This is a genomic window from Reyranella soli (assembly GCF_007992495.1).
GTDB lineage: Bacteria > Pseudomonadota > Alphaproteobacteria > Reyranellales > Reyranellaceae > Reyranella > Reyranella soli.
On sequence record NZ_BKAJ01000031.1, the window covers coordinates 97,719 to 109,479 of the forward strand.

Below are 11,761 nucleotides of genomic sequence, written 5' to 3' on the forward strand. Positions count from 1 at the left end.
CCGGTTTTAGTCCTCGAACGTCATGGTGTTGCACTTCGGCGTCGTTGCCTCGCCGGGGAAGGTCGCGATCACCTGCGGGATCGGCGTATCGAAGCCGGGCTTCTTCACCACCTCGACCATGAAGCCCTGCTGCACGCCCTGGTGATCGCACTTGCGGATGAGCACCTTGCCCTTGACGCTCTCGATCTCGATGTCCTCGAGCGCCGGACGCAGCTTGTCGGCCTCGATGCCGCCTGCCTTGGTGATGCCGGCTTCGAACACCTTCATGCACTGCCACTGTTCGCCTTCGAACGTGTCGGGCACCGTGTTGTATTCCTTCTTCCACAGCTCGACGAACGCATTGTTCAGCGGATGATCGTAGGTGAAGCTGTAGCGCGAGGAGCCGATCAGCCCGAGCGAGGCGTCGCCCACGGCTCGGATGCTGGCGAGGTCGACGATCTCGGTTAGCAGCTTGACCTTCTCGGGCAGCCGGTACTGGCGCGACTGGGACAGGAAGGCGTTGTTGTCGTCGCCCTGCATCACCAGGAAGACGGCGTCGGCGCCGGACTGGCGGATCTTGGTGATGTAGGTCGAGTAGTCCTTGGTGCCGGTCGGCGAAAAGACCTTGCCGATGAACTCGCGCTTGGCCTTCTTCACCTCGTTCTCGAACACCTGCACGCTGTTGTGGCCCCAGGCATAGTCCATGCCGAGGGCATAGAACTTCTGCATCTTGCCGTCGCGCAGGTAGAGCGACACCGCGCGCGTGCCCATCGGGCCCGAGATGTTGGCGCGGAAGAAGTTCGGCACGAAGCTCTCGGCGGTCAGCCGGCCGTCGCCGTTGATGCCCGAGATGAAGATCGAATCCCATTCCGCGAGCTTCGGCACCACCGCCAGCGCCTCTGACGACAGCGTGATGCCGGTGAACAGTCGGCAATTGTGGCGCTCCACCATCTCCTGCGCCTTGCGCACGCAGTTGGCCGGGTTGCCCGCGGTGTCCTCGATCAGGAGCTCGACCGGCCGTCCCAGCAGCCCGCCCTTGGCGTTCTGCAGCTTGGCCCACAGCTCGGCGCCGCGCTTCGTCTGCTGGCCGACGGAGCCCAGCGCGCCCGTGAGCGCCAGCGGCATGCCGAACTTGATCGGCCCGCTTTGCGCCTCGGCGGTGAGCCGCAGGATGGCAGGCGACGCGACGGTCGCGCTTGCCGCGAGTCCGACCTTGAGCATTGCCCGCCGCGACGGGCCGGTCTTTCCGGACATGGATACCCTCCCTGGGTCTTTGTCTTTCTCTTCATCTTTTCCTCCCCCGTCATCGGAGGAGGATACAGGAGGGGGAGAGCCCAAAAGACGGTCTCTCCAACCCTATGATCTGAAACTGGCTACGTCTCGAGTGGGGCTTTCCCCCTCCTCGATCCTCCCCCGTCATCGGGGGAGGAGGCATGATTACTCCGCAGCCTGTTGCTGCTGCGGCGCGTCCACGATCCTCGTCTTGAAGTTCGCTGGCGCCACAATCTCGAACACTTCGAAGTCCTCGGAGCAGGCGATCTCGCGATGCGCGATGCCCGGGATCTGGTTGATGCAGTCGCCCTTGCGGATCGTCTTCTGGCCCTGGCCGGCATATTCGAACGTCGCCCATCCATTCAGGACGTAGACCAGCTGGAAGGTGCAGTCGTGGACGTGCCACTGCTGCACCTCGTCCTTCGTCTTCTTGCCGTTGTGACGGATGAGGTGAGCGACGTAGTCGCCCTTGGTGCCGTCCTTGATGCCGAGGTCGCGATACTCGAAGATCTCCCGCAAGCCTGGGGTCCATTTGGCGGCGGTTGCTAGATCGTGGCTGAACGCCCAGTCCTTGGTGTTGGACATGATTTCCTCCGTGCCTGTCGCACGCGGGAATACTCATCCCGCGCCGGCGCGTTGTCGACGGTCGACTGCCGCCTGCCGAAAGGCGTCCCCGCCCTTCAGTCGTAACGAACGACCAGCTCGATATCGCCCAGCTTCAGCGCCGATCCTGGCGCCAGAGTCTGCGACGATCCGGGCGCGATCGGGTTGCCGTTGACCGAGGTGCCGTTGGTCGAGCCGACGTCCTCGACCTGCAAGAAATTGTTCTCGTCCACGCTGAGCCGCGCATGACGCCGGGACACCGATGTGTTCAGCAGCACGACATCGCATTGGCCCGAATCGCGGCCGACCAGCACGCTGTGCTTGCGCTTCACCAGGTCGTCCATTTCCAGCTCGAAGCCATACTTGCGCCCGGTGTCGTCGACGCCCTGGAAATGGAAGATCCCCCGCAACCGCACCTGGCGGGTCGGCACGGTGGCGCTGCTCATGCGGGCGCGGACCCGGTAGATGTGCAACGGGCGGCTGACGTGCTTGGCGCGGTGCTCGCCGCCGTCGACATAGGCGTAGTCGTCCCGGAGCTTGGCGACGTCGCGCACCGCGCGCGAGACGGCGATGCCGCCCGGCTCGGCCAGCGACTGGATGCGTTCGGTCAGGTTCACGCCATCGCCGAACAGATCGTGACCCGTCTGGTCGATGATGATCTCGCCGAGATGAACGCCGATGCGGAACATGAGGCGCTGCTCCTCGGCGAAATCCTCGTTGAACCGCGCCATGCGCTCCTGGATGTCGATCGCCACCTGGACGGCGACGGCCGGCGAGCCGAATTCGACGAGCAGGGAATCGCCGTTGCTGTGGACCAGCGAACCGCCGGCCTCAGCGATGGCGGGCTTCCAGATCTTGTCGCGCGCCGACCGCAGGCGCTCGAAGGTCAGGTCTTCCTCGGCCTCCACCAGGCGTACGAAGCCGGCAAGATCCGCATGCAGGATGGCAGACAGTCGCCGTTCGGAAAGTGCCATGATTACCGATAGAAGAGACGCCGGTCGGATGCCTGGAAAACAGGCAGCGAAGAGGCCAATTCTACGCTCTTGGCCGCTAATGGCTCAAGCCTCCGCTAGTCGGCTCCGGCATCTTGAGTCGACGCATATTCGAGTTGCGTTCCTGTCTGGGCGTACACGCGCCCGTCACCATGTAGTCTCATGCTGATCTGCAGTGCATACGAAGGGCCAGACGATGTCTCAGTTGATCGACCTCGCCCTCCAGGGCGGCGGCTCGCACGGCGCGTTCACCTGGGGTGTGCTCGACCGGCTCCTCGAGGAGCCATGGTTGCACATCGAGGCCATCTCCGGGACGTCGGCGGGAGCCATGAATGCCGCGGTGATGGCTGCCGGCCACACCGATGGCGGCGCCGCCGGCGCACGCACGGCGCTGGAAGCGTTCTGGCGCCGGGTTTCCCAGGCGGCCGCTTTCAGTCCGTTGCAGCGCAGTCCGATGGACGTGCTGCTCGGAAACTGGTCGCTCAACCATTCGCCCGCGTACCTCGCTTTCGACCTCATGGCGCGCGTCTTCTCGCCCTACGATGTCGCCTTCGGAGCGCTCAATCCGCTGGCGAAGGTGCTGTCCGAGTCGATCGACTTCTCGAGACTGGCGAGCGCACCGATAAAGCTCTTCATCACCGCCACCAACGTGGGCAGCGGCCGGCCACGGGTGTTCCGCAATGCCGAGCTGTCATCCAACGTGCTGCTGGCCTCGGCCTGCCTGCCGACCATGTTCCAGGCCGTCGAGATCGACGGCGAGGCCTATTGGGACGGCGGCTATTCCGGCAATCCGACGATGACGCCATTGGTGCAGGAATGCGTCTCGGACGACACCATCCTGGTTGCCATCAATCCGGTGGAGCGGCTCGGTGTCCCGAAGTCGGCGCGCGAAATCCTCAATCGCCTGAACGAAGTATCGTTCAACGCCGTGCTGCTGAAGGAGCTGCGCATGATGGCGCTGTTGCGCAAGGTCGCATCGGCTGACGACGCCGAGATCGCGCATTGGTCGCGCATGCGCATCCACATGATCAGGAGCGACATGCTGGTGGAGTTCGACTCGTCCTCGAAGCTCAACGCCGAATGGGCCTTCCTCTGCCTGCTGCGCGACGAAGGCCGCCGCGCCGCCGACGCCTTCCTGACGGTGCACGGCAAGGACCTGGGCCATCGCTCGACGCTCGACATCGATCGCCTGCTGGAAGGCGTGTGATGGGCCTCATTGGAATCCTGTTCGGCCTGGCGCTACTGGTCTGGTTCGCCTATCGCGGCTGGAGCGTGCTGCTGCTGGCGCCCGCGGCGGCGCTCTTGGCGGCCGCCTTCGCAGGCGAGCCATTGCTGGCGCACTGGACGCAGACCTTCATGGGCAGCGCCGCGCAGTTCCTGGCGCAGTTCTTCCCGATCTTCCTGATGGGCGCGCTGTTCGGCAAGCTGATGGAGGACACCGGCTCGGTCACCATGATCGCCCGGTGGCTGACGGTATGCCTGGGCACGGAACGCGCCCTGCTCGCCGTCGTCCTGGCGGGCGCCGTCGTGACCTATGGCGGCGTCAGCCTGTTCGTCGCTTTCTTCGTCCTGGCGCCGATGGCCGAGGCGCTGTTCCGCGTCGCCGCCATACCGCGCCGGCTGATGCCGGCGGCGCTGGCGCTCGGCACCTCCACTTTCACCATGTCGGCGCTACCCGGGACGCCCGCCATCCAGAACGCCATCCCCATGCCGTTCTTCGGCACCACACCGTTCGCCGCACCGGGGCTCGGCGTGATCGCTGCCGCGATCATGCTGGGCTTCGGCCTGTGGTGGCTGCAACGGGCGAGCGCCGTGGCGCGGCGGCGCGGCGAGGGCTTTGGCGATGATACGCCGGTGCCCGTCGATGCCGCGGCCGACGATCCGCTGGTGCGCGAGCGCGCGACGACGGCGCAGGCCTTCGATCCGGCGGAGATCCATCATGCAGAGCCGACTCCTGTGCCGCCGCACTTCCTGCTGGCTGCTCTGCCATTGGTCGTCGTCGTCGCGGTGAACCTCCTGATGTCCTTCGTCGTCCTGCCGCGCCTGGACACGGCCTTCCTCGCAGAGCCGCGCTGGGGCGCGACCTCGCTGGCGGCGGTGGGCGGCGTCTGGTCGGTGGCGGTGGCGCTCGCCGCGGCGATCGTCGTTCTGCTGCTGGTGAGTGGATACCGCCTGCCTTCGGTGCGACAGAGCATGGATGCCGGCGCCAATGCCGCCGTGCTGCCGGCGCTCAGTGTCGCGGGCCTGGTCGGCTTCGGCGCCGTCGTCGCCGCACTTCCCGCTTTTGCCGTCGTGCGCGAGTGGGTGCTGGGCATCGACGGCGGACCGCTGGTGTCGCTCGCCATCGCCACCAACGTGCTGTCGGCGCTGACCGGCTCAGCCTCGGGCGGTCTCACCATCGCGCTCGATGCGCTGGGTCCGACATATATGAGGCTTGCGGCCGAGCACGGCATCGATCCCGCGCTGATGCATCGCGTGGCGGTGATCGGCGCGGGCACGCTCGACAGCCTGCCGCACAACGGCGCGGTTGTGACCCTGCTCGCGGTCTGCGGCTCGACTCACGCCAAAAGCTATTTCGACATCGTCATGGTCGCGATCGTGAGCGCACTGCTGGCGCTGGTTGCGGTGATCGTGTTGGGCAGCCTGTTCGGCTCGTTCTGACGGCTCAGAGCAGCCGATAGCCGAACGTGTGGCATTCGCCCAGCCCGCATTGCAGCACGACGGCCAGGAAGTTGATGGCGCAGAGCAAGACAACATAGAGCTCGAGCGCGCGGGCGCGTCGGCGCATCGCCAAGCCCTCGGTCATTGCTTCGGCGCGCGGGCCGCCGAACAGCGCGAACCTGATGGCGAAGCCCAACAGCAAGGCCACGGCGATGACGACCGACCACACGGGCATATGCATGCCGAAGACCGCTTGTCCGACATAGGAGTGACCGGGACGCGGCACGATGTCGAGCAGGGTCTGGCGCGCCGAGATCACCAGCAGCAGCAGCGCGAAGACGAGGCCGATGCCGGCGCCGCGCTGCGATTTCTCAGCCTGCAATTGCTGGATGAGGCCGAAGCAGCAGCCGAGCATGGCGACGCGTTGCAGCAGGCAGAGCGGGCAGGGGATCTCGCCGAAGGCGAGCTGAAGCACCATCGCCATGGTGAGAATGGCCGCGAGCACCGCCAGCATGAGCAGCAGGACCAGGCGGTCCAGCAGGACGACGACCGGCATGGTCAGACTTCCAGCCACGGCATGCGGAAGCCGAACTCGGGACTATAAATCTCCCACAGGAAGAGGCCGACGCTGAGGGCAAGGCAGACGAGAAGGCAGGCGACGGCGAGGCGTCGGAGCCCGCCGACATTCAGGAGAAAGGCGAGCAGCAGCGCGCCAAAGATGCCGGCCATCATCTGTCTGACTTCATCGAGGTGACCATGATTGAAGGACCCTCCGAAGGTCGCATGTTTTGCCGCGCCTTTCGATGACAGCATGGCCCACAACCAAAGGAAGTCATAGGGAACGGAGACCAGAGATGAGCAGGTTCTCTTGGGCGCGCTGGCCGCGGCGTCGTCTGCTGCAAGCCCTTTCTGCATCGGCTGCCGGTGGCGCGTTGGCGGCGACGTCGCAATCCGCCGCTGCGAAGGACGCGAGCGACCTGCCGCCGCCCAAGCGCGCCCTGACCGGCCGCGATGCCGCCGGCAAGTCGGTGTTCAAGTCGTTCGACGTCACGCCCAAGGTGGTGGAGATCGATTCCAATCCCGGTCTGACCTTCTACGAGCTCTACATAAGCGAGGGCGTGCCGCAGCTCACCGGCCTGGAGCCCGACCCGATGCTGCAGGGAACCAAAGCCTTTCCCGGTCCCGGCGGCACGATGTTCCGTCTGATCTCCTACCCGCCCCGCCGGCCCGAAGGTTACAAGCCGCCGCCCGGCGTCACCTTCGAGAGCGGGCTGCAGGAACTGTCGGACAAGATCCCGCGCATGGGCGACAATTTCGACCGCAGCGCGCCCGGCATGCACACGACCGACACCGTCGATTACTGCGTCGTCGTTCGCGGCGAGATGACACTGGAGCTGGACGACGGCCAGAAGGTCCATCTGCGCCAGGGCGACTGCGTCGTCCAGAACGGCACCCGGCACCGCTGGCGCAACCCGTTGCCGGAGCCCTGCCTGAGGGCCTTCATCTCGGTCGGCGGCAAGCGCACCTGAGCCGCAAAGACGCCGGCCATCATCGGTCTGAATCGACATAGCTTTCAGATTTGCTGCAGGGTCCGGTTGATGCCCTCCGAAAATCGCGGACGCCTGCAGCCCACCGATCCTCCCGAATGTGCTCAATGTCACATACGGGGCGCATATCTTGCCGCTAAAAATGCACATCGCGGTCACGCCACCCGGCTACGAGAGGTGAAGCCACTTCGTTCAGCTTGTCAGCTTGCAATCCCGCGCACTCCGCTCCGCTTCAGCCCCGTCGTCGGCAGCAACGATACCTTTACGTGCAGGGAGGAACGACATGGCCAAGATGCTCCGTCGTCGCACAGCCATCGCCACGGCGATTGCCACCGGCGCCCTCGCGGCCCCGATGTGGGTCTGGGCCAAGGGAACCTATCCGCCCGAGCCGGCCAATCGCATCGTGGTGCCGTTCGCGGCGGGTGGCACCGCCGACTGCCTCGGTCGCCTCGTCGCGCAGATTCTGAGCGAATCGACGGGCTCGGCCTTCGTCATCGAGAACTGGAGCGGGACGGGCGGCAACCTGAGTGCCGAGATCGTGGCCAAGGCCCGGCCTGACGGGCGGACGCTCCTACTGGGCACCGTCGGCATCGCCGTCACCAACCAGTACCTCTTCAAGAACATCTCCTACGACGGCGAGCTGAGCTTCGCTCCCGTGGCGCTGATCGCCGAGGTGACGAACCTGCTCGTCGTGCATCCAAGATTCCCGGCCAGCACGTTCGTGGAATTCGTCGACTACTGCAAACAGCACGGCCGCGAGGAACTCCAATACGGTTCGCCGGGCAGGGGCGCCGCCGGTCACCTGACGATGGAGTATCTGCAGAGCCAGGCCGGCATCAGGCTGAGGCATGTGGCCTATGGCAGCCGATCCCGCATGATGAAGGATCTGCTGGCCGGCAACATCATGATCGCAATGGACAACCTGCCGACCTACATGAGGCATGCCCAGTCGGGCGCCTTGCGGGCTCTGGCGGTGAGTTCGACCGCGCGCTGGTTCGCAGCACCTGACGTGCCCAGCATTGCCGAGCACGGCTACCCTGATTTCGACTCCTCGCTCTGGTGGTACATCGCCGCTCCCGCCGGGACGCGCCTCGAGCTCGTGCATGCGCTTTCGGACAAGATCACCCAGGGGCTCAAATCCGAGGCCGCCATCCGCAGGATCCGCAAGTGCGGCGCCTCCGAGCGTCCCGGCGACACCGAGGAGCTGGCACGGCACATCGACGCCGAAAGAGCCAAGTGGAAGAAGGTGATCGAGGAGGCTCACCTGAAGCCGCAGTGATGGCTGCGCGGTCCTGAGACATGGTTCGACCCCGCCCGCTTCCACTTTGGCCGGCACCATGGATGTACAGGCCGCATCCGCCGCTCACGTCGAACTGAGCTAAAGTGCTGTTGGCGTTCTTGATGAACCCATCGGATGGGTTATGCCTAAGAGCATGACAATCGGGCGCACGAAAGCGGAAATGGACAAGGAGATCGACCGCGCCCTGGCGCGTGGCCGGCGGCTCGCACGAGGCGAGCCGCGGGCGGCGAGCGCGCGCTATGATCGCCGCACGCGGCGCATGGTCGTGGAACTCAGCAACGGCTGCAGCTTCCTCTTTCCGCCGCGCGCCTTGCAGGGCATGGCGCGAGCGAGCGAGGCCGCACTGGCCGACGTCGAGATCCTGGGCCAGGGCCATGCGCTGCATTTGCCGCGGCTCGATGCCGACTTCACCGTTCCCGGGCTGCTGATGGGCGTGTTCGGCACGCGTGCCTGGATGGCGTCCGAGCTCGCCCGCCGTGCCGGTCAATCGACGTCGCCGGCCAAGGCGGCGGCCGCTCGCGCCAACGGCCGCAAGGGCGGACGACCCCGACGCAATGTCGCGCGAGATGGCAGCGATGCGGACCGACGGTAGACGACCGCCGTCGAGCCGGCGCAGGATCGCGGCGACCATGAGGATTGGCATCATCTCCGACACCCACGGTCTTCTGCGGCCCGAGGCCGTCGAACGGCTGGCCGGCGTCGACCACATCATCCATGCGGGCGACATCGGCGGGCCCGAGGTGATCGAGGGACTGCGCCGGATCGCCCCGGTAACGGCGATCAGCGGCAACGTCGACCGCGGCGAGTGGGCGGGCGCCTATCCGGCGACGGAGCTCGTGAAGCTCGGCGACCGCTTCTTCTACGTCCTGCACAATCTCAAGGAGCTGGACCTCGACCCCGTGGCGGCCGGCATCGACGTGGTCGTCTCGGGCCATTCGCATCAACCGAAGATCGAGACCGTGGACGGCGTGCTCTACCTCAATCCGGGAAGTGCCGGGCCGCGCCGCTTCACCCTGCCGATTGCGCTCGCGACACTGGAGCTCGACGGCGACGCGATGCGGCCCAGCCTCCACGACGTGAGCAAGCGCGCTGCCGCCTGATCGAGGTATTTGCTGTTTCTGCAGCGCGGGCAGTTTCGCGGCGCGCGGTTGCTGGACTCACAAGGGCTGAACTAGATTTCTCCCGCTCAACAGGGAGGAAGAAATAGTGAATCCGACGCGGCGCCGCTTCATCGCGGGCAGTGCAGGTCTTTTGGCGGCACCCGGCTTGCTCACCAACGCATTGGCGCAGGGCAACTTCCCGTCGAAGCCGATCCGCATCGTCGTGCCCTATCCGGCCGGTGGCCAGACCGACGGCATCGCGCGCTCCTTCGGCGATTTCCTCTCCCGCAAGCTCGGCCAGTCGGTCGTGGTCGAGAACAAGGGCGGCGCCGGCGGCACCATCGGCGTCGCCGAGGTGAAGCGCGCGGCGCCCGACGGCTATACGATCCTCTGCACGATCTCGTCCTCGCTGATCCAGAACCGCGTCACGGTGAAGGACCTGCCGTACGATCCGGAGAAGGACTTCACCTACCTCACGATGACGACCAGCATCGGCGGGCCGGTCGTGGCGGCCGAGAAGACCGGCGCCACCAACCTCAAGCAGTTCATCGAGTACTCAAAGAAGGTCGACAAGCTCAACTGGGGCGCCTACGGCCCCGGCTCGACCCCGCACGTGCTGATCGAGACCATGGCGAGGCAGTACGGGCTGAAGGTCGAGGTGGTGCAGTATCGCGGCGAGGCGGCGATGTTCGCCGATCTCGCGGCCCAGCAGCTCGACGGCGCGTCGGGCAGCCCCGCCGCGGCGGCGCCGGTGATCATCTCGGGCAAGGGCAGGATCATCGCCGTCGTGGGCGACCGGTTGCCGGCCTATCCCGACGTGCCGACGATGACGGAGCAGGGCGCGGTCGGCGGCTCCTACGAGACGCGCGCCTTCGCCGCCTTCGCCGTGCCGGCGGCGACGCCGAAGGAGATCGTGAAGAAGCTTTCGGACACGCTGATCGAGGCCGGTACCGACCCCAAGGTGAAGCAGCTGCTCGAGAACTACCTGATCGTAGGCCCGCTCAGCTTCGAGGCGACCAACGCCCGCTTCAAGCGCGACACCGAGGTGATGCTGGCCGTGCTGAAGGAGATCGGGCTCAAGCCGGAATAGCGCTGCTTCTCGGAATGAACCGGCCGAACGCAAGCGGTCGCCCGCCGTCATAACTGCACTGTGAACGAACGAACGTCAGATCACCTCATCCAAAGGTGTAGTGTCGCGCACGCGCCCAAAGAGTATTCTTGCGCTGATTTCGAATCGAGGCACGCCCTACGATGTCAGTGACGAGGCCAAGATCGGGCGATGCGCTCGACGGTGGCGACGGACAGCTCCTTGAAGAACTGGTATGGCGCTTTGTCCCGCCTGAAGGCGCCCGCCATGCCGCCACGCCGTCGGACGTCGAGGCGGCCGACCGGGCGGCACGGCATTGGACGAGCGTCGAGGCCGGTCCGCTCATTCCCGGCTCCGCGGCCCACAAACGCGCGATCTGCGCGATGTTCCAGGAGACGTTCAATCCCTATCGACCGTCGGTGATCGCCTGGCCGGCGCTCGCCCCCGACGCGCTGCAGCGCCTGCAGTCGCTGCCGATCTGGGACATCGCCGTACAGACGGAGGGCAGGGCGCGGCTCAGCTTCGCCGCCTACGCCGATTCGCTCAGCGACTCCGAGATGCGCTCGGCCATCATGCTGAACGCCTGGGAAGAGAACCGGCACAAGGAGGTCCTCTCCCATCTAGTGCGCGCCTATGGCATCGAGCTAGAAGTTGAGCCGTCGTACCTCACGCCCCGCGACCGGGAGTTTGCCTTCCTGGTCACCGGTTATTCCGAATCGATCGACAGCTTCTTCGCCTTTGGTCTTTTCGAGCTGGCCAGGCGATCGGGTTTCTTTCCGGCCGAGCTCGTCGAGACGTTCGAGCCGGTGATCCAGGAGGAATGCCGCCACATCCTGCTGTTCGCCAACTGGCTCGCCTGGTACCGCGCCAACCTCACCTGGTGGCGACGCATCCGCTTCGAGCTGCGCGTCGCGGCGGCCTGGGTCTATATCGCCGGCCTGCGCATCGGGCTTGCGCGCAGCGTCGGCACCAACCGCACGGCAACGCAGCAGGAAAACAATTTCACGGTCAACGGCGCCCAGGCGGTAGCGGCAGTCGACATCGGCTTCCTCGATCTCATGCAGGTCTGCCTGCAGGAGAATGACCGGCGACTGGCCGGATACGATGCGCGGCTGTGCCGGCCGACTCGCGTTCCGGCGCTGGCGCGGTTTGTGCTCGCCGTCGGCAAACTCTGGCCGCGCAAGAAGCGGCCGTAGTTGCCGGCGAATTGCGAAATGGCC

13 protein-coding genes are annotated in these 11,761 nt (G+C 65.8%); 8 read left to right on the top strand and 5 right to left on the bottom strand.

The features are described from left to right. Positions 1 to 6: 6 nt before the first annotated feature. The 3 genes from RSO01_RS08745 to RSO01_RS08755 form a co-directional block, all read right to left on the bottom strand. Positions 7 to 1,233, bottom strand: coding sequence for an ABC transporter substrate-binding protein (locus RSO01_RS08745; RefSeq protein WP_147148257.1), 1,227 nt, complete (start codon positions 1,231 to 1,233; stop codon positions 7 to 9). Positions 1,234 to 1,416: 183 nt separating this feature from the next. Continuing rightward, positions 1,417 to 1,836 carry a cupin domain-containing protein gene (locus RSO01_RS08750; RefSeq protein ID WP_147148259.1) on the bottom strand — a complete coding sequence of 140 codons (420 nt, stop codon included), beginning with the start codon at positions 1,834 to 1,836 and terminating at the stop codon, positions 1,417 to 1,419. Positions 1,837 to 1,931: 95 nt separating this feature from the next. Continuing rightward, positions 1,932 to 2,828 carry an adenylate/guanylate cyclase domain-containing protein gene (locus tag RSO01_RS08755; RefSeq protein WP_147148261.1) on the bottom strand — a complete coding sequence of 299 codons (897 nt, stop codon included), beginning with the start codon at positions 2,826 to 2,828 and terminating at the stop codon, positions 1,932 to 1,934. 214 nt (positions 2,829 to 3,042) lie between these two features. Here RSO01_RS08755 and RSO01_RS08760 point away from each other — a divergent pair, with 214 nt between their 5' ends. After that, the gene (locus RSO01_RS08760; RefSeq protein ID WP_147148263.1) at positions 3,043 to 4,053 is read left to right on the top strand and encodes a patatin-like phospholipase family protein; all 1,011 of its coding nucleotides are present in this window, start codon (positions 3,043 to 3,045) and stop codon (positions 4,051 to 4,053) included. Next, positions 4,053 to 5,507, top strand: a complete 1,455-nt coding sequence (locus RSO01_RS08765) for a GntP family permease (RefSeq protein ID WP_147148265.1) — start codon at positions 4,053 to 4,055, stop codon at positions 5,505 to 5,507. Before RSO01_RS08760 ends, RSO01_RS08765 begins: the two co-directional genes overlap by 1 nt. Before the next feature lie 4 nt (positions 5,508 to 5,511). On the opposite strand, the gene RSO01_RS08770 is transcribed toward RSO01_RS08765, so the two are convergent. Continuing rightward, positions 5,512 to 6,063, bottom strand: coding sequence for a disulfide bond formation protein B (locus RSO01_RS08770; protein ID WP_147148267.1), 552 nt, complete (start codon positions 6,061 to 6,063; stop codon positions 5,512 to 5,514). Between the two features lie 2 nt (positions 6,064 to 6,065). Beyond that, positions 6,066 to 6,236 carry a hypothetical protein gene (locus tag RSO01_RS47155; protein WP_170302940.1) on the bottom strand — a complete coding sequence of 57 codons (171 nt, stop codon included), beginning with the start codon at positions 6,234 to 6,236 and terminating at the stop codon, positions 6,066 to 6,068. Positions 6,237 to 6,361: 125 nt separating this feature from the next. On the opposite strand from RSO01_RS47155, the gene RSO01_RS08775 reads away from it, so the two are divergent. From RSO01_RS08775 to RSO01_RS08800, 6 genes are all read left to right on the top strand, one after another. Further along, entirely contained in the window at positions 6,362 to 7,036 is a 675-nt protein-coding gene (locus tag RSO01_RS08775) for a cupin domain-containing protein (RefSeq protein ID WP_246158227.1), read from the top strand. 301 nt (positions 7,037 to 7,337) lie between these two features. Beyond that, on the top strand, positions 7,338 to 8,333 hold the full coding sequence (locus tag RSO01_RS08780) for a Bug family tripartite tricarboxylate transporter substrate binding protein (protein ID WP_147148269.1): 996 nt from the start codon (positions 7,338 to 7,340) through the stop codon (positions 8,331 to 8,333). A gap of 154 nt (positions 8,334 to 8,487) precedes the next feature. After that, positions 8,488 to 8,946 (top strand): DUF2442 domain-containing protein, encoded by a 459-nt coding sequence (locus RSO01_RS08785; protein ID WP_147148271.1) that lies wholly within the window; start codon positions 8,488 to 8,490, stop codon positions 8,944 to 8,946. A 37-nt stretch (positions 8,947 to 8,983) separates the two neighbouring features. Next, positions 8,984 to 9,454, top strand: a complete 471-nt coding sequence (locus tag RSO01_RS08790; RefSeq protein WP_147148273.1) for a metallophosphoesterase family protein — start codon at positions 8,984 to 8,986, stop codon at positions 9,452 to 9,454. 106 nt (positions 9,455 to 9,560) lie between these two features. Beyond that, on the top strand, positions 9,561 to 10,544 hold the full coding sequence (locus tag RSO01_RS08795; RefSeq protein ID WP_170302941.1) for a Bug family tripartite tricarboxylate transporter substrate binding protein: 984 nt from the start codon (positions 9,561 to 9,563) through the stop codon (positions 10,542 to 10,544). A 167-nt stretch (positions 10,545 to 10,711) separates the two neighbouring features. Further along, positions 10,712 to 11,737: a hypothetical protein gene (locus RSO01_RS08800; RefSeq protein WP_218037283.1), complete on the top strand. Its 1,026-nt coding sequence runs from the start codon at positions 10,712 to 10,714 to the stop codon at positions 11,735 to 11,737. The last annotated feature ends 24 nt before the right edge of the window (positions 11,738 to 11,761 follow it).